22 protein-coding genes are annotated in these 24,705 nt (G+C 61.2%); 9 read left to right on the top strand and 13 right to left on the bottom strand.

The window, feature by feature from the left end:
- The first annotated feature begins 4 nt into the window (after positions 1 to 4).
- Entirely contained in the window at positions 5 to 1,276 is a 1,272-nt protein-coding gene (locus LC343_RS04915; protein WP_223475962.1) for an ABC transporter permease, read from the top strand.
- Between the two features lie 63 nt (positions 1,277 to 1,339).
- Here the strand turns inward: LC343_RS04915 and LC343_RS04920 are convergent, their stop codons facing one another.
- Together LC343_RS04920 and LC343_RS04925 are read right to left on the bottom strand one after the other, a co-directional pair.
- Positions 1,340 to 2,284 (bottom strand): Gfo/Idh/MocA family oxidoreductase, encoded by a 945-nt coding sequence (locus LC343_RS04920; RefSeq protein ID WP_223475963.1) that lies wholly within the window; start codon positions 2,282 to 2,284, stop codon positions 1,340 to 1,342.
- 182 nt (positions 2,285 to 2,466) lie between these two features.
- A complete protein-coding gene (locus LC343_RS04925) occupies positions 2,467 to 3,726 on the bottom strand; it encodes a LysR family transcriptional regulator (protein ID WP_223475964.1) in 1,260 nt (419 codons plus the stop codon).
- A 179-nt stretch (positions 3,727 to 3,905) separates the two neighbouring features.
- On the opposite strand from LC343_RS04925, the gene LC343_RS04930 reads away from it, so the two are divergent.
- From LC343_RS04930 to LC343_RS04940, 3 genes are all read left to right on the top strand, one after another.
- Positions 3,906 to 4,775, top strand: a complete 870-nt coding sequence (locus LC343_RS04930; RefSeq protein WP_223475965.1) for an amidohydrolase family protein — start codon at positions 3,906 to 3,908, stop codon at positions 4,773 to 4,775.
- 226 nt (positions 4,776 to 5,001) lie between these two features.
- Entirely contained in the window at positions 5,002 to 5,358 is a 357-nt protein-coding gene (locus LC343_RS04935; RefSeq protein ID WP_223475966.1) for a protocatechuate 4,5-dioxygenase subunit alpha, read from the top strand.
- Between the two features lie 11 nt (positions 5,359 to 5,369).
- A complete protein-coding gene (locus tag LC343_RS04940) occupies positions 5,370 to 6,218 on the top strand; it encodes a class III extradiol dioxygenase family protein (protein ID WP_223475967.1) in 849 nt (282 codons plus the stop codon).
- Positions 6,219 to 6,289: 71 nt separating this feature from the next.
- Here LC343_RS04940 and LC343_RS04945 read toward each other — a convergent pair whose 3' ends face one another.
- Positions 6,290 to 7,522 carry an aminopeptidase P family protein gene (locus tag LC343_RS04945; protein WP_223475968.1) on the bottom strand — a complete coding sequence of 411 codons (1,233 nt, stop codon included), beginning with the start codon at positions 7,520 to 7,522 and terminating at the stop codon, positions 6,290 to 6,292.
- A gap of 221 nt (positions 7,523 to 7,743) precedes the next feature.
- On the opposite strand from LC343_RS04945, the gene LC343_RS04950 reads away from it, so the two are divergent.
- Positions 7,744 to 8,763: an endonuclease/exonuclease/phosphatase family protein gene (locus LC343_RS04950; RefSeq protein ID WP_223475969.1), complete on the top strand. Its 1,020-nt coding sequence runs from the start codon at positions 7,744 to 7,746 to the stop codon at positions 8,761 to 8,763.
- Positions 8,764 to 8,772: 9 nt separating this feature from the next.
- Here the strand turns inward: LC343_RS04950 and LC343_RS04955 are convergent, their stop codons facing one another.
- The 5 genes from LC343_RS04955 to LC343_RS04975 form a co-directional block, all read right to left on the bottom strand.
- Positions 8,773 to 9,627 (bottom strand): ABC transporter permease, encoded by an 855-nt coding sequence (locus LC343_RS04955; RefSeq protein ID WP_223475970.1) that lies wholly within the window; start codon positions 9,625 to 9,627, stop codon positions 8,773 to 8,775.
- Between the two features lie 8 nt (positions 9,628 to 9,635).
- Positions 9,636 to 10,925 carry an ABC transporter permease gene (locus tag LC343_RS04960; RefSeq protein ID WP_223475971.1) on the bottom strand — a complete coding sequence of 430 codons (1,290 nt, stop codon included), beginning with the start codon at positions 10,923 to 10,925 and terminating at the stop codon, positions 9,636 to 9,638.
- Positions 10,926 to 10,999: 74 nt separating this feature from the next.
- On the bottom strand, positions 11,000 to 12,127 hold the full coding sequence (locus LC343_RS04965) for an extracellular solute-binding protein (protein ID WP_428982500.1): 1,128 nt from the start codon (positions 12,125 to 12,127) through the stop codon (positions 11,000 to 11,002).
- A gap of 93 nt (positions 12,128 to 12,220) precedes the next feature.
- Positions 12,221 to 13,315: an ABC transporter ATP-binding protein gene (locus LC343_RS04970; RefSeq protein ID WP_223475972.1), complete on the bottom strand. Its 1,095-nt coding sequence runs from the start codon at positions 13,313 to 13,315 to the stop codon at positions 12,221 to 12,223.
- A gap of 191 nt (positions 13,316 to 13,506) precedes the next feature.
- Entirely contained in the window at positions 13,507 to 13,848 is a 342-nt protein-coding gene (locus LC343_RS04975; protein WP_223475973.1) for a DUF6476 family protein, read from the bottom strand.
- Here LC343_RS04975 and LC343_RS04980 point away from each other — a divergent pair.
- The gene (locus tag LC343_RS04980; protein WP_223475974.1) at positions 13,847 to 14,890 is read left to right on the top strand and encodes an RluA family pseudouridine synthase; all 1,044 of its coding nucleotides are present in this window, start codon (positions 13,847 to 13,849) and stop codon (positions 14,888 to 14,890) included. The genes LC343_RS04975 and LC343_RS04980 overlap by 2 nt on opposite strands.
- A gap of 150 nt (positions 14,891 to 15,040) precedes the next feature.
- Entirely contained in the window at positions 15,041 to 15,949 is a 909-nt protein-coding gene (gene rpoH / locus LC343_RS04985; protein WP_223475975.1) for an RNA polymerase sigma factor RpoH, read from the top strand.
- 69 nt (positions 15,950 to 16,018) lie between these two features.
- Here the strand turns inward: rpoH and LC343_RS04990 are convergent, their stop codons facing one another.
- Complete coding sequence (locus tag LC343_RS04990; protein WP_223475976.1) at positions 16,019 to 17,404, bottom strand: hypothetical protein; 1,386 nt, start codon at positions 17,402 to 17,404, stop codon at positions 16,019 to 16,021.
- An 87-nt stretch (positions 17,405 to 17,491) separates the two neighbouring features.
- Positions 17,492 to 18,790, bottom strand: a complete 1,299-nt coding sequence (locus LC343_RS04995) for an adenylosuccinate synthase (protein WP_223475977.1) — start codon at positions 18,788 to 18,790, stop codon at positions 17,492 to 17,494.
- Positions 18,791 to 18,979: 189 nt separating this feature from the next.
- Here LC343_RS04995 and LC343_RS05000 point away from each other — a divergent pair, with 189 nt between their 5' ends.
- Positions 18,980 to 19,894, top strand: a complete 915-nt coding sequence (locus LC343_RS05000) for a DMT family transporter (RefSeq protein WP_223475978.1) — start codon at positions 18,980 to 18,982, stop codon at positions 19,892 to 19,894.
- Positions 19,895 to 20,126: 232 nt separating this feature from the next.
- Positions 20,127 to 20,525: a VOC family protein gene (locus LC343_RS05005; RefSeq protein ID WP_223475979.1), complete on the top strand. Its 399-nt coding sequence runs from the start codon at positions 20,127 to 20,129 to the stop codon at positions 20,523 to 20,525.
- Positions 20,526 to 20,588: 63 nt separating this feature from the next.
- Here LC343_RS05005 and serA read toward each other — a convergent pair whose 3' ends face one another.
- The 3 genes from serA to LC343_RS05020 all read right to left on the bottom strand — a co-directional run bounded on the left by serA (position 20,589) and on the right by LC343_RS05020 (position 24,571).
- Positions 20,589 to 22,181: a phosphoglycerate dehydrogenase gene (gene serA / locus LC343_RS05010; protein WP_223475980.1), complete on the bottom strand. Its 1,593-nt coding sequence runs from the start codon at positions 22,179 to 22,181 to the stop codon at positions 20,589 to 20,591.
- A 67-nt stretch (positions 22,182 to 22,248) separates the two neighbouring features.
- Positions 22,249 to 23,427, bottom strand: coding sequence for a phosphoserine transaminase (locus LC343_RS05015; RefSeq protein WP_223475981.1), 1,179 nt, complete (start codon positions 23,425 to 23,427; stop codon positions 22,249 to 22,251).
- 175 nt (positions 23,428 to 23,602) lie between these two features.
- Positions 23,603 to 24,571 carry an outer membrane protein gene (locus tag LC343_RS05020; RefSeq protein ID WP_223475982.1) on the bottom strand — a complete coding sequence of 323 codons (969 nt, stop codon included), beginning with the start codon at positions 24,569 to 24,571 and terminating at the stop codon, positions 23,603 to 23,605.
- Positions 24,572 to 24,705 lie beyond the last annotated feature (134 nt).

Below are 24,705 nucleotides of genomic sequence, written 5' to 3' on the forward strand. Positions count from 1 at the left end.
GGCTATGGCCGCTGTATCGACGACCGACCTTGCGTCCGCCGACAAGCTGGAAACACACAAGACCCGCCAGGCACGCATCTACGGCTTCGTGCTGATCGGGCTGGCCGCTCTCGTCGCCATCGTGTTCGCTCTGGAATCGGCGGGAGAGGCCACGTTCCGGCTGTCTCATCCGCGCGATACCTGGGTGGTTCCAAACCTCGTCGTTCCCGCCGCGCCGTTCAATTTCCTCGCGGCCGCAGTGCTCGCCCTCCTCGGCGTCCGACAATTCATGCGCGGCGGATCGAAATGGTCGATGATCTCGATAGCCGCCGGTTGCGCGATCGCCGTCGCGGCCTTCCTCGTATGGGCGACCGCGGGCAAGTCCTTCTCGCTGACCGGAATGCTGTCGGCGACCGTCGTCGCGGCCGTGCCGATCGCACTGGGCGGCCTGGCCGGCGTGCTGTCCGAGCGTGTTGCCGTCGTCAATATCGCAATCGAGGGCATGCTGCTGGCCGGCGCCTTCACCGGCGCGCTGATGGGCTCGCTTCTCGGCGGTTGGGGCGGCCTCCTCTGCGCCGTCATTGTGGGCGGCATGTTCGGCTTCATTCTGGCCGCGCTTGTGGTCACCTACCGCATGGACCAGATCATCGCCGGCGTCGTGATCAACCTCTTCGTGCTCGGCGTCACGTCCTATGTCTCCAGCCAGGTCTTTTCGGAGTACCGGGCCCTGAACAACGCGCCCGTCTTCCGGGCCTGGAAGATTCCGTTCCTCGGCGACATCCCGGTGATCGGCTCCGTTCTGTTCAACCAGAACCTGTTCGTTTACGGCGCGGTCATCCTCGTCTGCGTGGCGACCTATTATCTGTTCCACACCCGCTACGGCCTGCGCGCCCGCTCGGTCGGCGAACATCCTCGCGCCGCCGATACGCTCGGCATCAACGTCTACAGCACTCGCTACATCAACGTGACGCTTGCCGGCATGGTCGCCGGATTCGGCGGTGCGTGGTTCACGCTGGGCTCCGTCGGCCGGTTCGACGAGAACATGACCGGTGGCCTTGGCTATATCGGTCTCGCCGCCATGATCTTTGGCCGCTGGCACCCGGTCGGCGCGCTGATGGCCGCGCTCATCTTCGGTTTCGCTGATTCGCTTCAGCAGAAGCTGGCGATCGTGCGCACGCCAATCCCGTCGGAGTTCCTGGCCATGGCGCCCTATATCGCCACGATCGTCGTCGTCGCGGGCTTTGTCGGACGATCACGCCCGCCGGCCGCCGACGGCAAGCCATACGTCAAGGAATGATCCAAAAAAGGCCGGGCTGAACGCCCGGCCTTCGGCTTTTTACTGCACTTCGCCTGAAGCGTCTTATTTGAAGCCGCGTTCGATGCGGTCCAGTATCTCCATCGCGGGCAATACCTGCGCGACGCTCGAATTGGGCTCGCGGCCTTCCTCGATGGCGGAAACGAATTCGCGGTCGATAAGCTCGATCCCGTTGTTCGACACCGCCACGCCCGACAGATCCACCGGCTTGTCGTACCCGTCGAAAAGGTCGTCGTAACGCGCGAGATAGGTGCCGTTGTCGCAGATATAGCGGAAGAACGTGCCAAAAGGCCCGTCATTGTTGAAGCTTAGCGACAGCGTGCAAATAGCGCCGGACGGCGTCTTCATGCCGATCGTCATGTCCATCGCGATGTCCAGCTCGGGATGCATCGGACCCTGCAGTCCGAACGCCTCCGACGCCGTTTCACCGGTCTGGTACTGGAACAGGTCCACCGTGTGGCAGGCGTGATGCCAGAGCAGGTGGTCTGTCCAGCTGCGCGGCTCGCCCTTCGCATTCGTGTTGGAGCGACGGAAGAAGTAGGTCTGAACGTCCATCTGCTGGACCTTCAGCTCACCCGCCTTGATCTTGTTGTGTATCCATTGGTGGCTGGGATTGAAGCGGCGCACCTGTCCGGCCATGGCGACCAGCCCGGTTTCCTTCTGTTTCGCGACCACCGCCTCGCTGTCGGCCAGCGAATCCGCCATCGGAATTTCGACGAGAACATGCTTGCCGGCATCCATGCAGGCGATTGCCTGTTCGGCATGCATCTGCGTCGGCGTGGCGAGGATCACCGCATCCACGTCGTCGCGCGCAAGACAATCGGCGAGATTGTCCGCGGCATGGCCGATACCGCGTTCCGCGGCGAGCGCCTCGATCTTGGCCTTGGTCGGTCCCATGACCGATGTCACCTCGACGCCATCGATATTGGAAAGCGCATCCAGGTGTTTCAGTCCGAACGCGCCATACGCGCCTGCTACACACAGTCTCATGTCGTCCTCCTGCCTTTCGGTCTTTCGTCTCCGGTCCTTAACGCAGCCGCCACATGACTCGTTGCGCCGTGACTGCCATCCATAAGCTGGCGATACGCGACGCGCATGGCGGCCAGTCCGGCCGATATGGCCTGCTGCTTAACATCGCCTTGAACCACTTGGCTATTCATTCGCATCGGGCCCTATTCATTTTCCGAATAGCTTTGAACCGAACTGGCCTCGGCAGCCGGCACGGTGCGGCAAACCTCGCGGATATGGGCAAGGAACTGTTGTTGCGTTCGTGTCGGCCGCCAGTCGCGCCGGTAAGTCAGTCCGATCGTGCGCGCATTGCCCGTAAGCGGCACTGGAAGCGGCACCACGATCCCCTGATCGTGTTCGTGACGGATCTGGTTCATCGAGATGACGGTGATGTAATCGCCGGTCATCAGGAGACCGCGCACCAGGACCAGCGAACTGGAAACGACACGCACCGGCGTGTCCGCCAGTTCACCGATCCGCAGCGTGTTGTAGAGATAGCTGCCCGCCGGCGTCGTCTTCGGCGGTGCGACCCACGGATAGGCGAGTACATCCTCGATGGCGACCGTTTCGCGCTGCGCCAGCGGATGTTGCGCGCCCGCGACGATCGCGAGCGGATCGTCGAACAGGGCTTCCTGGATGATATCGTCGACAGGCGGCGGCTCACGCAGCGCGCCGATCAGGAAATCGATATCGCCATGACGCAGGCTGTGAAGCAATTCGGCGTAGCGGCCGTCAACGGCCCGGATCTGCACGCGCTTCGAGTTCCGCACCATCGCGTCGATCGCCGTGGGCAGGATGTAGGTTCGCGCCAGCGGCAGCGCTCCGACGACAATATGAGCGGAATCCCTGCCCAGAAAGTCGTCCACCTCGTCGAATCCCTGCTGCAATTCGGCCAGCGCCAGCTTTGTGCGTTGCGCCAGCGCCTGGGCGGCCGGCGTCAGGGAAACGCCCTCATGCGCGCTGTTGAACAATTTGATTCCGGAGAGCCGTTCGAGGTTGCGCGCGGCGCGATGGATCGAGGGCTGCGAAATACCGATATTGCGCGCCGCCATGGAAAAGTTCTTGGCCTCGGAGACCGCCACGAGGGCGCGCAACTGGGCAGCGGTCAAGAGCCTGTCGAAATCGCTGAACCCCCTGCCCTTGCGGCGCGCGCCGATCCTCGCCGCTTCTCGCGCACCGGTTTGAAGGTGGCTGAGCGCCCGCTCGACCCGCGCCAGGAACGCCTCTCCCGTTTCCGTCGCATACATCCCGTCGCGGCGCCGGTCGAACAGCGGGACCGACAGTTCCTCCTCGAGCTTCGCGACCGCCTGGGTCACCGCCGGCTGTGACAGATGCGCCCTTTCAGCGGCCATACTGACGCTGTGACACCGCGCGACCTCGCGGAAAACCCTGAGGTGACGAATGTTGGGCAAGCCCTGTCTCATCGCTGTGCGCCTTCCATTCCCATTCGTGCTCTATAGCAAAATTTTATAGGCGGCGAACTGTTTCGAATGGGCAAGAATCCGACTCTGCGACATTTTCGACAGCACCAGACGGCAGGCGACAAGAACGCTATTGCGATATATCAAAGGGCCGCCACAAGAAAACGGGAAAACGGGAACCCATGGACGCCGATTATCTGCCTTTTCACCCCAATCCATCCAAGCCGGCCTTCGTGCCGCCGCCGGGTGCTGTCGATGCGCATTGCCATGTGTTCGGGCCGGCTGATGTCTTCCCTTATGCCCCGGAACGTAAATACACGCCCTGCGACGCGCCGAAGGAAAAGCTGTTCGAGCTGCGGGATTATCTCGGCTTTGAACGCAACGTCATTGTCCAGGCAACGTGCCACGGCAAGGACAACCGCGCCCTCGTCGATGCGCTCAAGGCGGCCGGCGACATGGCCCGCGGCGTCGCCTCGGTCGGACCGGACATCTCCGAGGATGAACTCAAGGAGATGCACGAGGCGGGCGTGCGCGGCGTGCGGTTCAACTTCGTCAAGCGCCTCGTCGACAACACCCCGAAGGATGTGTTTCTGACCATCGCGGACAAGGTGAAGAAGCTGGGGTGGCACACGGTCGTCTATTTCGAGGCACCGGATCTCGAGGAACTGATCCCGTTCCTCAAGGAACTGCCAACGACGATCGTCGTGGACCACATGGGCCGTCCCGACGTCACCAAGGGTGTGGATCACCCCGACTTCCAGCGTTTCATCGATCTCATGGCCGAGGTCGAGACGATGTGGACCAAGGCGACCTGCCCGGAACGTCTGACCGCCGACGGTCCGCCCTATGACGATGTGGTCGCCTTCGGCCGCAAGATCGTCGACACTTTCCCAGATCGTGTGATCTGGGGCACCGACTGGCCGCACCCGAACATGAAATCCCATGTGCCCGACGACGGAAAGCTGGTCGATTTCATTCCACGGATCGCCACGACGGAAACCGCGCAGCGCAAACTCCTCGTCGACAATCCGATGCGGCTATACTGGGGCTGACGCCACTGCGGCGAACGGCTCTTCGAACCCTGAACCGTCCATTCCGGCCCGGATGCGAAAGCATCCGGGTTTTTTGCTGTCGCAGGCCGGAAACGCGATAGGCAAGAGGTATAAGTTTTGTGCAATCGACATTCAATATATGCCCTGCCGGTGCCGGCTTGATTTAAGTCAACTCCGCTGCTCGGAGCCACTGTGTATACATAAGTGGAAAGCAGGAGGAAGAACCATGGATCAACCAGGTTTTGATTATCACATCGATATCCCCGGCACGACGATCTTCGACGGCAAGCAGGCCATGAAGGGCTATGCGCTGAACAAGATGTGCTACTCGTTCAACAAATCGGAGAACCGCGAAGCGTTCCGCGCCGACGAAGAAGCCTACATGGAAAAGTTCGGGCTGAACGACGAGCAGAAGCAGGCGATCCGCGACCGCAACATCCTCGCCATGATCGATGCGGGCGGCAATATCTACTATCTCGCCAAATTCGCCGGCATCTTCAAGCTCTCCGTTCAGGACGTCGGCGGAATGCAGACGGGCCGGACGACCGAGGAGTTCAAGGAATTCCTCGCGAGCCAGGCATAAGGAGACCGGTCATGGCTAAAATTCTCGGCGGCATCACCACCTCCCACATTCCCGCAGTGGGGAACGCGATCCAGAAGGAACTCTATGACGATCCTTACTGGAAGCCGTTCTTCGACGGCTATCCGAAGGTTCACGCATGGATCAAGGAACACAAGCCCGAATATGTGATCAATATCTACAACGATCACGGCCTTGGATTCTTCCTTGACCAGATGCCGACTTTCGCGATCGGCGCGGCGCATGAATACAAGAACGAGGACGAGGGCTGGGGCCTGCCGTCGCTCGATCCGTTCCCCGGCGCGCCGGAACTCTCTTGGCACATCATCGAATCGATGGTCGCCGACGAGTTCGACATCACATCCTGCCAGGAACTTCCCGTCGACCACGGTTTCGTCGTGCCGATGCAATTGTTCTGGCCCGGCGCGCCTCATAACCCGGACATGCCGAAGGCGGTGCCGATTTCGGCCAATACGGTGCAGCATCCGATCCCGACGCTGAAGCGTGCGCTCGATTTCGGCAAGGCGCTCGGCAAGGCGCTGCGGTCTTTCCCGGAGGACGCCAAGATCGTGATCCTCGGGACAGGCGGCCTGTCGCACCAACTCGACGGCCAGCGGGCGGGCTTCATCAACAAGGAGTTCGACCAGTACTGCCTGGAAAACATCGTCCACAATCCGGAGGAACTGACAAAGGTCAGCCGGATGGAACTGGTCGAGAAGGCAGGCGCGCAAGGCACCGAGTTCCTGATGTGGATGATGATGCGCGGCGCGCTGGGCGACGATGTCACCGAGATCACCCGCAATTACCACATCCCGATCTCCAACACGGCTGCGGGCACGCTGCTGCTCGAATGCGCCGCCTGACCGGCACGGACAGGATCAACAGAAAACGCCCGGGCTTTCACCCGGGCGTTTTTGTTCAAGGGCGAAATCTCCTATCGCCGGATGATCATATGGCCTGGTCCGTAGGGGAAGTTGGTGATGTTCTCCGCCCCGTCTTCGGTAACGACGAAGATGTCGTGCTCGCGGTAGCCGCCAGCGCCCGGCATGCCTTCGGGGATCATGATCATCGGCTCCATCGATACGACCATGCCCGGCTCCAGCACCGTTTCGACGTCCTCGCGCAGTTCGACGCCGGCTTCGCGCCCGTAATAATGCGACAGCACGCCGAAGGAATGACCGTACCCGAAAGAACGGTATCGCAGCAGGTCCCATGAGCGATACATGTCATTGAGCGCCAGCGCGATGTCCGAGCATTTCCGGCCCGGCCCGATCAGGTCGGACCCCGCCTTCATCACCGAGCAGTTCTTTTCCCACAAGTCGAGATGGGCGTCCGATGCCGCCTCGCAGAACAGTGTGCGCTCGATCGCGGTGTAGTAGCCGAAGATCATAGGAAAGCAGTTGAGCGAGCAGATGTCGCCACGCGCCACGCGCCTGTTCGTCACCGGATTGTGCGCCCCGTCGGTCATGATGCCCGACTGGAACCATGTCCAGGTGTCCATCAGTTCCACGAAGGGAAAGCTCCCGCCGATTTCGCGAACCATCGCCTGCGTGGAGGCGAGCGCCACTTCATATTCCGGCACGCCTTCCTGCAGCGCATCCATGACCGCCCGTGCACCGATATTGCAGACGCGCGTCCCTTCGCGGATCAGCTTGATCTCCTCGTGGGACTTGATCACGCGCATCCACATCGAAGCTTCGGCCACATCGACAAACTCGATGCCCGGAAACGCCTCGCCGAGCAGGCGGCGATAGTCGAGCGACACGTGATCGAACTCGATGCCGATCCGTTTCGCATTTGACGGAATCAAACTCTTCAGTGCCTCGAAAAAGTTATCGCGCCGCCAATCGGAATAGATGACGTTGTCGCCATGGCTACGCCGCCAGGGCTGCCCGCCATCGATACCGGCGGATACGGTCGTCGCATTGTCCGCGGTCAGCACGAACCCGAATTTGCGACCGAAATAGCAGTAGAGGAACCCCGAATAGTAGCAAATGCCGTGATAGGAGGTGAACATGGCCGCATCGATGCCCTGTACGGCCATATGCGCCCGCATCGCGTCCTGCCGCCGGTTCATCTCGCCATCGGAAAAGGGCGACCACTCCTTGTCGCCATTGTGCCACTGGAAGACATGCAGCATGTCCTCGGTGCTGTTCATGATTGTCATTTCGGAGATCGCTTCGTTGGGCCTGATGGCTCGCGGCACTATTGCAGCAAACGTTGGCCGAACCGGGAAGTGAAACCGGCACGAACATCCTACATCACCGAAAATCCGTCTCGCAATCGAAACCGGCATGCCGTTGCGGAATCCCGCCATTGCACGATCCTGCAATGGTGCGGCCGCAGATGCGGTGATACCGTTCGGTTGCGGCCATTGGGAGACGGTCCATGCCGACGCCCCTCGACATTCTTTTCGCCGATCCGGCCAATGCGCCGGAAGACGGCGCCGTTCCGCAGGCAGCCATCGACGAGATGCGCGATTATTCGGCCTATCTGGACACGATCATCCCGCCGAAACGGGAAGTCGATCGCAACATCCTGATCGCGACCTGGAACATCGCGCATTTCCGCTCGCTGACACGAAAATGGAAATCATCCGGCAATGACAGCCCGAAACGGGATTACCGGTGCCTTTGGGCGATTACGGAGATCCTCTCCCGGTTCGACGTGATCGCCGTACAGGAAGTCGGCGCCGATTTCCGCGCGCTGAGATCGGCCATGAAGATTCTCGGCCCGAACTGGAGCTTCCTGATGACGGATCGTGCCGAGGGTCAGGGCGGCAATGACGAGCACATGGCGTTCATATTCGACAACACGCGCGTGGCGCTTTCCGGGCTCGCCGGCGAACTCGTGGTGCCCGACGAGGCGGACGAGTTCGGCTTCGACAAGAACAGCTTCAAGAAGCAGTTCGCGCGAAATCCCTATGCCGTTTCATTCCGGACGCGGGACACGACCTTCATCCTCGTCACCGCCCATATCGACTATGGAGACGCCACGCAGGAACGCCTGCCGGAATTGCGCGGCATCGCGAAATGGATGCAGTCATGGGCGGCGCGGGAAAATCGCTGGCACCACAATCTGATCGTGCTTGGCGATTTCAACCTGGAGCGCACCGGCAACGATCTCTACGAGGCCTTCGTCGGCACCGGGCTCGAAGTCCCCTACATCCTGCAGAGCCATCCGAGAACGATCTATGCGCGGAACTCGGACCCCGAGGCGGAAAGCTATCACGACCAGATCGCATGGTTCTCGAAAGGCGATGCCGCGCTACTCGGTCTCGAAGTTACCGATGGCGGTATCGTCGAAATCTGGAACCGCCTTTTGCGAGATCGCAGTTTAGCGAAGGGCAGCTTCGCCTTCCGCATCTCCGATCACAACCCGTTGTGGCTGGAATTCCGGCTTTCGTGACGGCCCGTATCAGCCCGGGGACAACCCGCGGAGCCTCTCCGACCGCCGTCGCAGCAGTTCCAGTGCCGTCAGAAGCACGATGGAGATCGCCACCATCAGCGTCGCCACCGCGAGGATCGTCGGCGAAATCTGCTCGCGCAGGCCGGTGAACATCTGCCAGGGCAACGTTTTCTGCGAGGCCGAGCCGAGGAACAGAACCACCACCACCTCGTCGAAGGAGGTGATGAAGGCGAACAGCGCGCCCGACACCACACCCGGAATGATCAGCGGCATTTGCACCTTGAAGAAGGTGCGCACCGGATCCGCACCGAGCGATGCCGATGCGCGCGTGAGCGACCGGTCGAAACCGACCAGGGTTGCCGTGACGGTGATGATCACGAAGGGCGTGCCAAGCGCGGCATGCGCCATGACGACCCCCCAATAGGTGCCCTGCAGCCCGATCCGCGAATAGAAGAAATACATGCCCGCCGCCGAGATGATCAGCGGGACGATCATCGGCGAAATGAGGATCGCCATGATCGCCGACTTGAACGGCACATGGCTTTGCGACAGGCCGATCGCCGCAAGCGTGCCGAATCCGGTTGCCAGCAGCGTCGCCACCGGCGCGATCGTCACCGAGTTCCACAAGGCCTGCTGCCAGTCAGGATTGGTGAAGAAATCCTGATAGTGCTTGAACGAATAGCCAGCCGGATCGAGAGCCAGCATCTTCGGTGTGAAGGTGAAAAAGTTCTCCGCGTTGAACGACAGCGGAACGATCACCATGATCGGGAAGATCAGGAAGAAGAAGATCAGCCCGCAAATGATGCGGAACGCGTAGTACCACGTAATCTGCGCCGTGGACGAATAGGGTGGGAGGGCTGCCATGGTTTCTCCTAACCCAGCTTCACGTTATCGATGCCGACGATCTTGTCGTAGACGTAGAACAGCAGCAGGACGAGCCCGAGCAGGATCGTGCCGAGCGCTGCCGCCAGACCCCAGTTGAGCGAAGACGAGATGTGATAGGCGATGCGGTTCGAGATGAAGATACCGCTGGTGCCACCGACCAGTTCCGGCGTGATGTAGTAGCCGATCGACAGGATGAAGACGAGAATCGCGCCGGCGCCGATGCCGGGGATGGTCTGCGGGAAGTAGACCCGCCAGAACGCCGTCCAGTCATTCGCGCCGAGGCTCTTCGCCGCCCGCACGTAATAGGGCGCGATGGTCTTCATCACCGAGAAGAGCGGCAGGATCATGAATGGCAGCAGGATATGCGTCATCGCGATGATCGTACCGGTCTGGTTGTTGATCATCACCAGCCGGTTGGTGTCGTCGATCAGTCCGATCCAGACGAGAAAATCGTTGATGACGCCCTGTTGCTGCAGCAGCACCTTCCAGGCCGACGTCCGCACCAGAAGCGACGTCCAGAACGGCAGCAGCACGAGGATCATCAGCATGTTGGAGGTACGCAACGGCAGATGCGCCAGCAAATAGGCGATCGGGAATCCGAGCAGCAGGCAGGATACCGTGATCGCGAGCGACATCACGATCGTCCGGTTGAACAGCGTGAGATAGATCCGCTCGTTCTCCGGCTTCAGTTGAAGCCCCTCCGACGTCTGTTCGGCATCCACCGCGTTCAGGAAGTATCCGGGCGTGTAGGGCGGGCTGAAGCGCTTGATAACCCGCCAGGTCTCCAGGTCGCCCCAATCCTCGTCGGCCTCGATGAATTGGGCGGTGTAGTCGCCCTCGTCCATCCGCTTGACGCGCCGCCCGGTCTTGCGGAACAAGCCGGACATGCCCGAACTCTCGTAGTTGAGACGCGATCCGAGCCGCGTATGAATGCGCTCCTCCACCGCGATCAGGAGATCGGCGTGAAGCGCCGCGAAGACGGGTTCGCCGGGCAGTTCGTCGGATGCAGGATCCCAATCCGCCAGCGCCTCGACGGTCAGCGGGATCGTGTCTTCCACGATATTGTTTTCGACCGAGCGGAACAGCATGTCCGCGATCGGCGCGATGAATGTCAGAACAATGAAAATCAGGAGCGGCGCGATCAGCATCAGCGACCGCAACTTCTCGCGGCGCAAAGCACGCGCAAGCCGTTTTTTCAAAGGCGTTCCATCAGCGGCACGGACCACCCCGTCATCGGGCATCGCATTACTCGACGTGTCTGTCGTGGTGCTGCTCATGGAAGACCTTCGCCTGGAATTGCGGGATCGGGATGCGGCGGCGTACCGCCGCATCCACAAGTGTCAGATGGCGATTACTGCGCCAGCCATGCCTGGAACTTTGCGTCCAGGTCGTCGCGATTGTCAGCCCACCACTCGTAATTGTAGAGGAAGGTGTTCTTCGCGTTCTCCGGATCGGTCGGCATGTGCGGCGCCATGTCGATGCCAAGTTCCGCATGCTTGCCGACGAGCGGAGCAGACGACAGGCGTGCCGGACCGTAGGAGATGTACTTGGCCTGGTCGGCGAGGCGCTGCGTATCGGTCGCGAATTTCACGAAGTGAAGCACGCGGTTGAGACGGTCTTCCGGAAGGCCTTCCGGAATGATCCAGCCGTCAAGGTCGAACACCTGCGCGTCCCAAAGCATCTTGAAGGGCTGGCCCTGTTCCTCGATGGCCGAGAAGAAACGGCCGTTGTAGGAAGAGGCGAGAACGACTTCGCCGTCGGCAAGAAGCTGCGGCGGCTCGGCAGCAGCCGACCACCAGACGACCTGATCCTTGATCGTGTCGAGCTTGGCGAGCGCCTGTGCGACGCCCTCGTCGGTTTCCAGCACGTCATAGACGTCTTCCTTGGCGACACCGTCGCACAGGAGAGCCCATTCCATGTTGTTGATCGGGCGCTTCTCGAGCGAACGCTTGCCCGGGAACGTTTCCATGTCGAACATCGCGCAGATGTCTTCCGGCTCCTTGCCGCCCCATTCCTCGACATCGGCGCGGTAGGCGGCCGTGGTCGAGTAAACGATCTGCGGAATGAAGCACTCGGAGACGAGCAGGTCGCCGAAATCGTCCGAAGCCGGCGTACCGTCCGGCGCATCGGCCAGTTCGGCGTCCACGTCCATCGGACGCGCGAGGCCTTCGTCGCAGAGGCGGATGGCGTCGGAAGCGACAACGTCCACGAGATCCCAGGTCACATTGCCGGCCTCGTTCATGGCGCGCAGCTTGGCAACGGCCTCGTTCGAGCTTTCGTCCCAGACGAAGGTAACACCGGTCATCTCCGCGTAGGGCTCGGAGTATGCCTTGACCTGGGAAGCCTGATAGGCGCCACCCCAGGAAACCAGGGTCATTTCATCGGCGCAGTTTTCGCACGGCTCGAGGTCTTGCGATACGACCGGGCCGGTAAAGCCGACGCTCGCAACGGAAGCTAGGAGCAACATCTTCAATTTCATCATATTCTCCCTTTTGATGAAGGCCGGACGGGGTCCCCGTCGCAACCATTTCTGCAGACCCCCGTAAGGGCCGGCAATTCAGTGAATTCTGTGTCAGGCGACGGCGTCGAGGGCCTTGCAGTCCTTCGCGGCCCAGCCGATCTTGTGCATCTGCCCCTTCTTGAGATCCCACCGTTCGCCGCGATTGCGCACCTTGACGATGAACTCGTCATTTCCGGCCACCTTCATGCGAACGCGAATGTGATCACCCAGGTAAATCAATTCCTCGACCAGGCCTTCCACCTGATTCTGGTGCTGGTCGGTCGGGATGACCTCGATACGCTCCGGCCGAAGCGAGATCGTCGTCTTGCCGCCAACGCCGCTTATATTGACTGCATCGGCGACGAGCTCGGTACCATCGGGGAGGCGGACCCGGCATTCCTTGCCGTTCACTTCGGTGACTTCGCCCGTCAGCTTGTTGTTCTCGCCGATGAACTGCGCAACGAAGGAATTCTGCGGCTCCTCATAGAGCACGTCGGGTGCCGACAGCTGCTGGATGACGCCGTCATTGAAGACCGCCACGCGGTCCGACATCGTCAGTGCCTCTGTCTGGTCATGCGTCACGTAGACGATCGTCACGCCGAGATTCTCGTGGATATGCTTGATTTCGTACTGCATCTGCTCGCGCAGCTGCTTGTCGAGCGCGCCCAGCGGTTCGTCCATCAGCACGAGTTCCGGATCGAAGACCAGAGCGCGCGCCACGGCCACGCGTTGCTGCTGACCGCCGGAAAGCTGGGCAGGCCGACGTGCGCCGAATGAACCGAGCTCGACCATCTCAAGCGCTCGCTTGACCTTTTTTTCCTGCTCGGCCTTGTCCATGCCCCGCACCTGGAGCGGAAAAGCGAGGTTCTCCGCCACCGTCATGTGCGGGAAGAGCGCATAGTTCTGGAACACCATGCCGATGCCGCGCTTGTGCGGCGGCACATTGTTGATCGGCCTGTCGTTCAGGAAAATCTCGCCATGAGTCGCCGGCTCGAAACCTGCCAGCATCATCAGGCAAGTGGTCTTTCCGGACCCGGACGGTCCCAGCATGGTCAGGAACTCGCCCCGGGCAATGTCCAGATTAAGGTTTTTGACGACCAGCGTTTCACCATCGTAACTTTTCTGCACGCTTTCAAAGCGGACAGCCGCACCCCGGTTTTCGCTCATGTCATATCCCTGTACGTTCCCAATACATCGCGCACGCGGCGCGCGCCCAAGCCAAAAAGCGCCATTCTAAGCGCTTCGAGCCTCGATTTGCCCCATGAAAGCGAAAGAGCTTGCCGGTTGTAAAGGGATAACGGCAACTTTTTTCGGCAGCGGCCGAAACACGCCACTAGTTTACGCAAACCTGTGAAGCGTCATCTGACGGAATGATCGGCGACCAGAACGCCGGTTACCGCGTCATAGACGACGATCCGGCCGGTGCCCGACGCGGTTGATCCGTAGAACGCGATCTTGCCGTCGCCATAGGCGGTATCGGTCACGACGAAGCCATCCGGCAATTCGATGACCGCACGCGCTGTCTCCACCGATCCGGAACCTGCGCCGGACTTGTAGACAACGGCCCCGAGCACGGCCATAAGGCCGATCAGCATGATACCGATCGACACAACCATCAGCCGCGCAAGTTTGCGGCGAACCCGCTCCATCGCCGGATCGAGCGGCTTTTCCTCGTCGTGATCGTCCTGGATATTGGTCATGACGAAGGGCCATAGCGAAGCGGAGGCCGAATTGAAAGCCTTCACCGCGGACGACGATGCCGCAGGCGCCCGGCTGGACCAGTGGCTGGCCGGACGGACCGCGCCGGAACTTTCCCGAAACCGTATCAAGCAATTGATCGAGCAAGGGAATGTCCGTCTGAACGGCACACGGGTCACCGAACCGAAGCGAAAGGTGAAATCCGGCGATATCATCGAGATCGCAATGCCGGAGCCGGAAGCGCCGGAGCCTCTCGCCGAAGACATTCCGCTTTCCGTCCTGCACGAAGACGAAGACGTGATCGTCATCGACAAGCCCGCGGGGCTCGTCGTCCACCCCGGCCCGGGAAATCCTGCCGGAACCCTGGTAAATGCGTTGATCGCCCATTGCGGAGACAGCCTTTCGGGTATCGGCGGCGTACGCCGGCCCGGCATCGTGCATCGCCTCGACCGCGATACCAGCGGCGTCATGGTGGTTGCCAAGAACGACCGCGCGCACCAAGCGCTGAGCGCGCAATTTGCCGATCACGGCCGAACAACGGAAATGGAACGCGCCTACCTCGCGCTCGTCTGGGGTACGCCGGACCGCATGACCGGGAAGATCGAGACGTTTCTCGGCCGATCCTCGCGCGACCGGATGAAGCAGGCCGTCGTGCCGGAAGGCCGCCCGGACGCGCGCCATGCCGTCACGCATTTCCGAGTGATCGAGCGCTTCGGCGATCCAAGCGGCGCGGCCCCTGTCGCAAGCCTCGTCGAATGCCGGCTTGAAACCGGTCGCACGCACCAGATCCGGGTACACATGGCCCATATCGGCCATCCGCTGATTGGCGATCAGGATTACGGGAGAAGCTTTGCCACGAAAGCCAAGGTTCTGCCGGAGCCGCTGCGCCGCAGCGTCGAAATGTTTGGCCGCCAGGCACTGCACGCAGCCCATCTCGCCTTCAATCACCCGGCCACCGGCGAATTGATGCGGTTCGAAACGCCGCTTCCCGCCGACATGATGGAGCTCGTGGCGGGCTTTCGTCGTTTCCACGACAGAACTTGAATCCGGTTACGGCAATACCTATCTGGCTTATGTGGGCGAGAAGGCTTTGCCGCTTGCCCGTTTTTCTGCGTCCGGTCGAAATCGACGGATGCGCCAACGGTTTGCCGCAATCATGCGGGAACCTCGATAAAACGAAAGGGTGCTGACTGAATGGCCCAGACGAATCTACCCAGCCTCTATGGCGGTGAAGGCGGCCTGACCCGCTATCTCGAGGAAATACGCCGTTTCCCCATGCTGCAGCCGCAGGAAGAGTATATGCTCGCCAAGCGCTATAACGAGCATGACGATCCTGACGCCGCGCACAAACTCGTTACAAGTCACCTGCGCCTCGTCGCCAAGATCGCGATGGGTTATCGCGGCTACGGCCTGCCGATCGGCGAAGTGATTTCCGAAGGCAATGTCGGCCTGATGCAGGCGGTCAAGCGCTTCGAACCCGAACGCGGCTTCCGTCTCGCCACCTATGCGATGTGGTGGATCAAGGCCTCGATCCAGGAATACATCCTGCGGTCGTGGAGCCTCGTGAAGATGGGGACGACAGCCAACCAGAAGCGGCTCTTCTTCAACCTGCGCAAGGCGAAGAACAAGATCCGCGCGCTCGGCGATGCCGATCTCAATCCCGAGCAGGTAAAGAAGATCGCCACGGAACTGCAGGTCTCGGAGGAGGAAGTCACCTCCATGAACCAGCGCATGTCCGGCGACGCCTCGCTCAATGCGCCTATCAAGGCGAGCGACGGTGAAAGCGGTCAGTGGCAGGACTGGCTCGTCGATGACAGCGACAGCCAGGAACAGATGCTGATCGACGAAGACGAGCGCGAGCAGCGTTCCGCCCTTCTTCATGACGCCATGGACGTGCTCAACGACCGCGAACGCCGCATTTTCGAGGCGCGCCGCCTCGCGGAGGATCCGCTGACGCTCGAACAGCTCTCCGGTGAATTCGATATCTCGCGCGAACGCGTACGCCAGATCGAGGTCCGCGCCTTCGAGAAGGTGCAGGACGCGGTCAAGGCTGCGGCGCTGGCTCAGCAAAAGGCGCTGCGCCAACCGGAAGCGGCGGCCTGAACCAGATCGACGATCCAAACGAAAAAGGCCGGGCAATGCCCGGCCTTTTTGTTGATCCGCAGCTCGCGGCTACTGGGTCCGTTCCCAGGCCGACATTACATCGTTGAACACCTGATCGCCGGGAATGCCCTTCTCCAGCGTGATCAGCGCGCGCCGGCCGCTGATATATTGCATCGGAATATCGATCCACTGCTGCCGGCGCATCAGGTTCAAATTCGTCTCGATCGCCGTGTCGGCATCCGTCAAGGCGATCAGGAAGATATTGGTATCGAGCGGCGCAGCCACCCCGATCAGTGCATTGCCCGGATCCTGTTCGGTCCCCTTGAAGGTGATGCGCTGGACGTCCGCGATGCCACGCCCCTCGAATGAATCGGGGACCCTGAAGAACAATTCGATCACGTGGCTGGCCGGGAATGTATCGTCCTCGTTGCGGCGGATCGTCATTTCCATCGTCATGCCGAGATCCGGAATTGTCGCTTCCGCGCGGATCGCCGGTTCGAGCGGAGCGTCGCCGCCCGGCGATTCCTGAACGACGGACCAGACTGTCGAGCCCGCCTCGGCCGTGCCCGCCTGGGTGCCGGTGCGTTCCTGATAGAAAATCGCGCGCTGGCCGACAGGCAATGAAGACGGTTGCGAGCCATTGTCGGACGCCGTTGCGGGCTCGGTCGTCCCCGCATCGCTGTCGGGCTGCGTCGCCCCGTCGCCCGGCGATTGCCCGGCCACGGATGTTCCTTCGCCGCCGGACCCGGGCGTATTCGCCGGTCCCTCGTCGATTTCCCGACCGTCGGGTGTCAGTCGCTGGGTGAATTTCGGCGGACCGTCGCCAGCCGCCGCATCGTCCGCATTTGCGGTCTGGGGCGCATCGCCGCTGTTGTCGGTATCGTCGATGGTCACGGTCGTGCTGGGCACTTCCCTGAGCGGCAGGCCGTCCTCTGTGGTTCGCACCACTTCCGGGCTGGGCCCGAAAAAGGTCACGCCCAGATAACCGACGACGCCGGCGACCAGCAGCATGCTGACGGCGATCGCCGCCCAGAGCAGCGGACGGCTTCCGCGCCCGCGCGGCGGCGGGGGCGCCTGAATGGTCCCGCGTTCGCCTTCGGCGGCCAGATCCGGGGCATCGCTGTCCGGGCCTGTCGTTCGTCCGAACGCGCCGTCGCCGGCTTCCTGCTCGGCAAGAAACGCGGCCAGCGGGTCTTCCTGGGACGCCGGCGCCTCGGCAGGTTCGTCGAGAACCGGCTCGTCCGGCTCTGCATAGGTTTCCTCGATCACGGCGATCGCCGCCTCGAGTTTTTCGTATTGGCGCTGGATCACGGCCTCGGGGGGGCGCTTCGGCAAGGCATCGATCTGCCGCCCGATGGTCGCCCTCGCGCGCTCATAAACCTTCGCACGCGTCTCGGGCGACGGATCGACTATTCCGTCCAGCGTCTTTCTGAGGACCGCCTCAAAATCTGCCATTCATTCGACCTATGCGTGCGTTGCCCCGGGATTAGCGTAGTTGAGCGGCAGAAAAATGGAAACTGTGCTCAATTTATGTCCCCTGCTCTAATCATGAAACGGATCAGTCACAAGGATGGTGTCGTCGCGCTCCGGGCTGGTCGAGAGGAGCGCCACCGGCGCGCCGATCAGTTCCTCGATGTGACGGACATATTTGACCGCCTGCGCCGGCAGATCGTTCCATGTCCGCGCGCCTGCGGTTGTCGCCTTCCAGCCTTCCACGGTTTCGTAGATCGCTTCGACGCGCGCCTGCGCTCCCTGGCTGGCGGGCAGATAATCGATTTCCTCGCCATCGAGCTTGTAGCCGACGCAAATCCGGATCTCGTCCAGCCCGTCCAGCACGTCGAGCTTGGTCAGCGCGATCCCGGTGATTCCGTTGATCGCGACCGCCTGGCGAACCAGCACGGCGTCGAACCAGCCACAGCGCCGCTTTCGCCCCGTGACGGTGCCAAATTCGTAACCGCGCTCGCCGAGGAACTGGCCGATATCGTTGTCCTGCTCGGTCGGAAAGGGACCTTCGCCGACCCGTGTCGTGTACGCCTTGGTGATCCCGAGCACGTATCCGACGCTGCCCGGCCCGATTCCGGATCCGGTTGCCGCCTGCCCGGCGGTGGTGTTCGAGGACGTCACGAAGGGATAGGTGCCATGATCGATATCGAGCAACGTTCCCTGCGCGCCCTCGAAGAGGATTCGCGCGCCGCGGCGGCGGTAGTCGTCCAGGATCTTCCAGACCCGGTCGATATAGGGAACGATCGTCTCCGCCACAGACTGCAATTCATCCATCAGCGTCTCGTGCGCGACCTCTTCATAACCGAGGCCACGACGGAGCGCGTTATGATGGGTGAGCAGCCTGTCGACCTTGGCGGGCAGCGTCTCCATGTTCTTCAGATCCATGGCACGGATGGCGCGCCGGCCCACCTTGTCCTCGTAGGCCGGGCCGATGCCGCGCCGTGTCGTGCCGATCTTGGTGCCGGAATTGGAGGCCGCGTCTTCCCGGATGCCGTCCAGTTCACGGTGAACGGACAGGATCAGGGCCGTGTTCTCGGCGATGCGCAGACGATCCGGTCCGACCGTGACGCCCTTTTCCGCCAGCCGTTCAAGTTCGGCCACGAAGGCATGCGGATCGAACACGACGCCATTGCCGATGAGGGAGAACTTGCCTTCGCGCACCACGCCGGAAGGAAGCAGCGATAGCTTGTAGCTCACACCGTCGATGACGAGCGTATGGCCGGCATTGTGGCCGCCCTGAAAGCGCACGACCACATCGGCGCGTTCGGAGAGCCAGTCGACAATCTTGCCCTTGCCCTCATCGCCCCACTGGCTACCGATCACCACAACATTGGTCATTTGGTCATTGTCCCGACTTGAATATGCAAACCCGCGGCCTTTTAGACGCTGGACGGCAAAATCGCGATAGGCAATTCGCGTAATTCCGCCTTGCCCGCAGAAAACAGCGAATTTACGCCGAATCTCATTTGTTTACGCAAGAGCATCCTTCCGATAGTGGTCACCTTCCCTCCGCATCGGACATCCTGAATGCCCCCCGCAACGACCAATCGAATTGCCTATCTTTTCCTGCTGTTCACCACCCTGTTCTGGGGCGGAAACGCGATTGCCGGCAAACTGGCGGTTGGGCACATCCCGCCGATGACCCTGACAGCCCTCCGGTGGACGGCCGCATTCGCGATCATGTTTGTGATCGGCTTTCCCACACTGCGCCGGCAATGGCCCGAAGTGCGCCGGAACCTCCCGGTGATGCTCATGCTCGGCGCGGTCGGTTTTACGATCTTCAACATCGCTCTTTACTCGGCGCTGAAATACACGTCGGCGATCAATGTGACCATCGAACAGTCCGGCATGCCGCTGGTGATATTCGCGGCCAATTTCGCCCTTTTCGGCATGCGTGTCGGCCCGATCCAGCTACTGGGGTTCGTTATGTCGATCATCGGTGTGGCGATCACGGTGTCCGGCGGGGATCTCGCCAGGTTCGCGACCCTTGAAATCAACCGCGGAGACGCGATCATGGTGCTCGCGGTCCTCGCCTATGGCGGATACACGGTCGCGCTGCGCTACAAGCCCGCACTCGATTGGCGGCCATTGATGATCGTGATGTCATTCTCGGCGATGCTGACAGCCTGGCCATTCGCCATATGGGAGCAGATGTCGGAGACGGGATATGCGCCCGATATGACCGGCTATGCCATCGTCATCTACACGGTGATCTTCCCATCCATCCTGTCGCAGGTTTTCTACATGCGCGGCGTGGAACTGATTGGGCCGAACCGCGCGAGCCTGTTCATCAATCTCGTGCCGGTTTTCGGCACATTGCTGGCGATCGTCATTCTGGGAGAACGTTTCCACCTGTTCCACGCCGTGGCGCTGGCCATGGTCATCGGCGGCATCTCGCTCGCCGAGCACGGGGTGAAGCGGAAAATCAAATCCGGTCGCTGACGTCGGACCCCGCATCCGTCACAGCATAGGTCGGTCTTGTGGCGCGTCCGGGCAGCGGCCGGATTGGAACCCGAACAATAGCACGAAATCGATGGCAGACGAAGCCGCCCGTTGATCACTTTTCATGCGATCTCTCGCGGTCACGACCTGCTGACGGAAGGGTGTCAGTAGGCTTTTGATAGTGGTCCGGCGGATGCAATTGGCCCACGACACTTGCCCGAAGGATCCCTCCATGAATTTCGTCTCGATACGCATCATCACCGATGACATCAAACGCCTCGTCGAGTTCTACGCCCGCGTGACCCGGCTTGAGCCTGCTTGGTTCGGGGAGGATTTCGCCGAGATCGCCACGATCTCCTGCACCCTGGCGATCGGCAGCACGCGCACCCTGCAGATGTTCGAGGCCGGAGACACCCGTGCGGGCGCCAATCGCAGCGCGATCATCGAGTTCCTCGTCGATGATGTCGATGCGGAATACGAGCGGTTGAAACCGTTCCTGAAAGATGTCGTGCAGGAACCGAAGACCCTGCCATGGGGAAACCGCTCTCTGCTTTTCCGCGATCCCGACGGGGCCTTGGTCAATCTGTTCACCCCGGTCAACGCGGACGCTATGCGGAAATTCGGCCGGTAGTCGCAAAAACGGCCCCGGACCGTTCAGGTCCGGGGCCGCACATGCAGCAAGGCAGTTCGCCGTCTAGACGTCGAAGACCAATGGCTTCGCCGACAGGATTTCCGGGAACGCCCGAACCTCGTCGAGGACCTCTTCGCTCACCAGCTCGTCGACATAGAGCAAAGCGATCGCGTCGCCGCCCGGCCGGTTACGACCAAGCTGGAAGTTGGCGATGTTGACGCCGTGCTTGCCGAAAGTCGTGCCGAGAATGCCGATGATGCCCGGCGCGTCATTGTTGGTCGTGTAGACCATGTGCTGCCCGATCTCGGCATCAAGATTGATGCCCTTGATCTGGATGAAGCGCGGCTTGCCGTCGGAGAACACCGTACCGGCGACCGAGCGGGTATTGTTGGCCGTCTTCACCGTCAGCTTGATATAGCCGTCGAACACGCCCGACTTGTCGCGTTTGACCTCCGAGACGATGATGCCTTTTTCCTTCACCATGATCGGCGCGGAGACCATGTTGACGTCGGCGACCTGCGGACGGATGAGACCGGCAAGCGCGGCCGAGGTGAGCGCCTTGGTGTTCATGTCCGCTGTGATGCCGTCATAGAGGATTTCCACCTCCTTGATGGCGCTTTCCGTGACCTGGCCGACAAAGGCGCCGAGCGTTTCGGCGAGCTTGACGAAGGGCTTCAGCCGCGGCGCTTCCTCCGCCGTGATCGACGGCATGTTGATCGCGTTGGAGACCGCGCCCTTCAGCAGATATTCCGACATCTGCTCAGCGACCTGCAGCGCGACATTTTCCTGCGCTTCCGCCGTCGATGCACCCAGATGCGGCGTGCAGACCACGTTCGGCAGATGGAACAGCTCGTTCTTGGTGGCCGGCTCGACCTCGAAGACGTCGATGCCCGCGCCGGCGACCTTGCCGGATTTCAGCGCCTCGACCAGATCGGTTTCGACGATCAAACCGCCACGCGCGCAGTTGACGATGCGTACACCCGTTTTCATCTTCGCAATCGCTTTCGCGTCGATGATGTTGCGCGTCTTGTCTGTCAGCGGCGTATGCAGGGTGATGAAGTCGGCCCGGGCGAACAGATCGTCCAGTTCCACCTTCTCCACGCCCAGTTCCATCGCCCGCTCCGGCGACAGGAACGGATCGAAGGCGACAACGTGCATTTTCAGGCCGATGGCGCGCTGAGCGACGATCGTACCGATATTGCCGCAGCCGATGAGACCAAGCGTCTTGCCGGTGATCTCGACGCCCATGAACTTGGACTTCTCCCACTTGCCGGCGCTGGTCGAAGCATGCGCCTCGGGCAGCTGACGGGCGACGGCGAAAATCATCGCGATGGCGTGTTCCGCCGTCGTGATCGAATTGCCGAACGGGGTGTTCATCACGATGATGCCGCGCCGCGAAGCGGCCGGAATATCGACATTGTCGACGCCGATGCCGGCCCGGCCCACGACCTTGAGGTTGGTCGCCGCTTCGATGACCTTCTCGGTCACCTTGGTCGCGGAACGGATCGCCAGGCCATCATACTGGCCGATGATTTCGAGCAGTTTGTCCTTGTCCTTGCCGACATCCGGCAGGAAGTCGACGTCAATGCCGCGGTCCTTGAAAATCTGCACGGCGGTTTCGGACAGCTTGTCCGAGACGAGTACGCGAGGTGCCATGAAAGGCCTCCTTCAATGTGAATGAAAACGGGAAAACGGGGCGGCCGCAGCCGCCACCGGGAAATCGTCAGGCGGCGGCCTTGAGCGCGGACTTTTGCGCTTCGAACGCCCAGTCGAGCCACGGCATCAGCGCCGCCAGATCGGATGTCTGGACGGTCGCACCGGCCCAGATGCGCAGGCCGGATGGCGCATCGCGATAGGCGCCGATGTCAAAGGCGACGCCTTCCTTGTCGAGCGCTGAGACGATCGCCTTGGCGAACGCCGCCTGCTCCTCGTCAGAAAGAGCGGTGATATCCGGATCGACGATCTTCAGACAGACCGACGTGTTGGAACGCGTTGCCGGATCGATCGCAAGATTCTCGAGCCAGGAACTGGCATCGACGTGATCCTGGATTGCTTTGAAATTCGCGTCTGCGCGGGCCATCAGGCCGTCGAGACCGCCGACCGACTTCGCCCAATTGAGCGCGTCGAGATAATCTTCGACGCAGAGCATCGACGGGGTATTGATCGTCTCGCCCTTGAAGATGCCCTCGATCAGCTTTCCGCCCTTGGTCATGCGGAAAATCTTCGGCAGCGGCCATGCGGGCGTGTAGGTTTCCAGCCGCTCCACGGCACGCGGCGACAGGATGATGACGCCGTGACCGCCCTCGCCGCCGAGCACCTTCTGCCAGGAGAAGGTCGTGACATCGAGCTTGTCGAATTCCAGAGGCTGCGCGAAGGCCGCCGAGGTGGCGTCGCAGATCGTCAGCCCCTCGCGGTCGGCGGGGATGAAGTCGGCATTCGGAACACGCACGCCCGAAGTCGTGCCGTTCCAGGTGAAGACGACATCGCGCGAGAAATCGATGGTCGAAAGGTCCGGCAATTCGCCGTAGTCGGCCTCGATCTTGCGAACATCGTTCAGCTTCAGCTGCTTGACGACGTCGGTGACCCAGCCGGATCCGAAGGATTCCCAAGCCACCATGTCGACGCCGCGTTCGCCGAGCAGCGACCAGAGCGCCATTTCGACAGCGCCCGTGTCGGAAGCCGGCACGATGCCGATCCGGTAATCGTCCGGCACGCGAAGGATTTCACGCGTCAGCGCGATTGCGTCTGCGAGCTTGGCCTTGCCGGGCTTTGAGCGGTGGGAACGGCCGAGTACGGATGTGTCGAGGTTTTCGACCGCCCAATCGGGGCGTTTCGCACAAGGACCAGAAGAAAAACGAGGATTGGCCGGACGCATGTCCGGCGTGGGGAGTGTCGCTACCATAATATTCTATCCTTCCAGATAGTAGCCTCTCGTTGGGGAGAGGTGTCCCACAGCGGGCATTACTCCCCGGGTCATTCGCGGTCAAGGTGATTTGCGAAGGCTGCGGCAATTTTCATCGGAACGACAAAAAAAGGGCCGCCGAAGCGACCCTCTCGTCCCCGCCGTGATGGCGCGCCTACCAGATGTTGTAGCGCAGCCCGAAATTCACCTGATGCGTTCCGTAGCCGTTGGACGACAGTCCCGCCCCGGTGGTGCCGCCGGTGGACAGGATCTTCGCGCCGAAATTCATGTAGCGATAGGCGGCCTCGATGGTCACATTGTCGGTGACGTTATAGCCGAGGCCCGCCGTCACGCTGTAGCCGAGGCGATAATCGACGCCTTCGGACACGGTGCCCGGCTGGGTATAGGGTTCGTTGGGTCCCGGCTGCTCCGCGACACCGAAGGCCTGACAACCTTCCTCGCGCACTGCGGCGCTGCGCGGAACGCAGACCACGGAATCGATTTCCTCGCGCCAGGCTAGACGGCCGATGCCGACGCCCGCGCCGACGAAAGGCGTGAAGCCGTAGAAAGTGCCGAGGTCGGCATAGACATTCGCCATCGCGTAGACGACATCGTATTCGACATTGTCCTGGTCGATACAGTTCGTGATGAAATCGTCGCCGATATAGGTGTATTCGTCGCCGTCGCCGTTAACGTCGACAAAGGTTCCCCAGCCGTTACAAGGATTGGCCTCGCCAGGCTGAACGGCCAGCGGGTCGCCGAGATTGGCGCTGAATTCGTCCTCGTACATCAGTTCCGATGTCGAGTAGTTCGTGCCCGCCAGACGTCCGAGGCCAGCATCCATGCGCAGGAAATTGTTGAAGCGGTAGCCGGCACCGACGGCGAAGTGGATCTTGTCGGTGTAATTGTTGTCCACATACGTGCTGAAGGCCGGGTTGCCGTAGATGCTGACGTCGTGATTGCCATTGAAATTGATGCCGAGATCGCCGCGGATATACCAGCCCGACCCGAGTTCGGCCGGCTTCTGGATGAAATTCGCATCATCGACGAAAATACCGTCCATGTCGGCGGCGCCCGCCTGGGATCCCGCCATGAATGCCGTCGCAACGCCAATGGCACAGATCCGTTTCTTCAATTTCGTCATGGCTCAACTCTCTTGCGCTGACCGGGACACAGCGGAATCGCATCCGGCGGAGCCCCCTTCACGCACTATTAAGGATAAGAGTTAAGCCGCAGTTAAGCATGTTCTTTAACCCGATACTTTAACGGAAAAGGCCC

Origin of the sequence: Oricola indica (assembly GCF_019966595.1) — a bacterium.
In the GTDB taxonomy this organism is placed as follows: domain Bacteria; phylum Pseudomonadota; class Alphaproteobacteria; order Rhizobiales; family Rhizobiaceae; genus Oricola; species Oricola indica.

What these genes read in the sequence shown, in the direction of transcription:
- LC343_RS04915 (WP_223475962.1), top strand. Translation starts at nt 5, where the DNA reads ATGGCCGCTGTATCGACGACCGACCTTGCGTCCGCCGACAAGCTGGAA.
- LC343_RS04920 (WP_223475963.1), bottom strand. Translation starts at nt 2,284, where the DNA reads ATGAGACTGTGTGTAGCAGGCGCGTATGGCGCGTTCGGACTGAAACAC.
- LC343_RS04925 (WP_223475964.1), bottom strand. Translation starts at nt 3,726, where the DNA reads ATGAGACAGGGCTTGCCCAACATTCGTCACCTCAGGGTTTTCCGCGAG.
- LC343_RS04930 (WP_223475965.1), top strand. Translation starts at nt 3,906, where the DNA reads ATGGACGCCGATTATCTGCCTTTTCACCCCAATCCATCCAAGCCGGCC.
- LC343_RS04935 (WP_223475966.1), top strand. Translation starts at nt 5,002, where the DNA reads ATGGATCAACCAGGTTTTGATTATCACATCGATATCCCCGGCACGACG.
- LC343_RS04940 (WP_223475967.1), top strand. Translation starts at nt 5,370, where the DNA reads ATGGCTAAAATTCTCGGCGGCATCACCACCTCCCACATTCCCGCAGTG.
- LC343_RS04945 (WP_223475968.1), bottom strand. Translation starts at nt 7,522, where the DNA reads ATGACAATCATGAACAGCACCGAGGACATGCTGCATGTCTTCCAGTGG.
- LC343_RS04950 (WP_223475969.1), top strand. Translation starts at nt 7,744, where the DNA reads ATGCCGACGCCCCTCGACATTCTTTTCGCCGATCCGGCCAATGCGCCG.
- LC343_RS04955 (WP_223475970.1), bottom strand. Translation starts at nt 9,627, where the DNA reads ATGGCAGCCCTCCCACCCTATTCGTCCACGGCGCAGATTACGTGGTAC.
- LC343_RS04960 (WP_223475971.1), bottom strand. Translation starts at nt 10,925, where the DNA reads ATGAGCAGCACCACGACAGACACGTCGAGTAATGCGATGCCCGATGAC.
- LC343_RS04965 (WP_428982500.1), bottom strand. Translation starts at nt 12,127, where the DNA reads ATGAAATTGAAGATGTTGCTCCTAGCTTCCGTTGCGAGCGTCGGCTTT.
- LC343_RS04970 (WP_223475972.1), bottom strand. Translation starts at nt 13,315, where the DNA reads ATGAGCGAAAACCGGGGTGCGGCTGTCCGCTTTGAAAGCGTGCAGAAA.
- LC343_RS04980 (WP_223475974.1), top strand. Translation starts at nt 13,847, where the DNA reads ATGACGAAGGGCCATAGCGAAGCGGAGGCCGAATTGAAAGCCTTCACC.
- LC343_RS04975 (WP_223475973.1), bottom strand. Translation starts at nt 13,848, where the DNA reads ATGACCAATATCCAGGACGATCACGACGAGGAAAAGCCGCTCGATCCG.
- rpoH (WP_223475975.1), top strand. Translation starts at nt 15,041, where the DNA reads ATGGCCCAGACGAATCTACCCAGCCTCTATGGCGGTGAAGGCGGCCTG.
- LC343_RS04990 (WP_223475976.1), bottom strand. Translation starts at nt 17,404, where the DNA reads ATGGCAGATTTTGAGGCGGTCCTCAGAAAGACGCTGGACGGAATAGTC.
- LC343_RS04995 (WP_223475977.1), bottom strand. Translation starts at nt 18,790, where the DNA reads ATGACCAATGTTGTGGTGATCGGTAGCCAGTGGGGCGATGAGGGCAAG.
- LC343_RS05000 (WP_223475978.1), top strand. Translation starts at nt 18,980, where the DNA reads ATGCCCCCCGCAACGACCAATCGAATTGCCTATCTTTTCCTGCTGTTC.
- LC343_RS05005 (WP_223475979.1), top strand. Translation starts at nt 20,127, where the DNA reads ATGAATTTCGTCTCGATACGCATCATCACCGATGACATCAAACGCCTC.
- serA (WP_223475980.1), bottom strand. Translation starts at nt 22,181, where the DNA reads ATGGCACCTCGCGTACTCGTCTCGGACAAGCTGTCCGAAACCGCCGTG.
- LC343_RS05015 (WP_223475981.1), bottom strand. Translation starts at nt 23,427, where the DNA reads ATGGTAGCGACACTCCCCACGCCGGACATGCGTCCGGCCAATCCTCGT.
- LC343_RS05020 (WP_223475982.1), bottom strand. Translation starts at nt 24,571, where the DNA reads ATGACGAAATTGAAGAAACGGATCTGTGCCATTGGCGTTGCGACGGCA.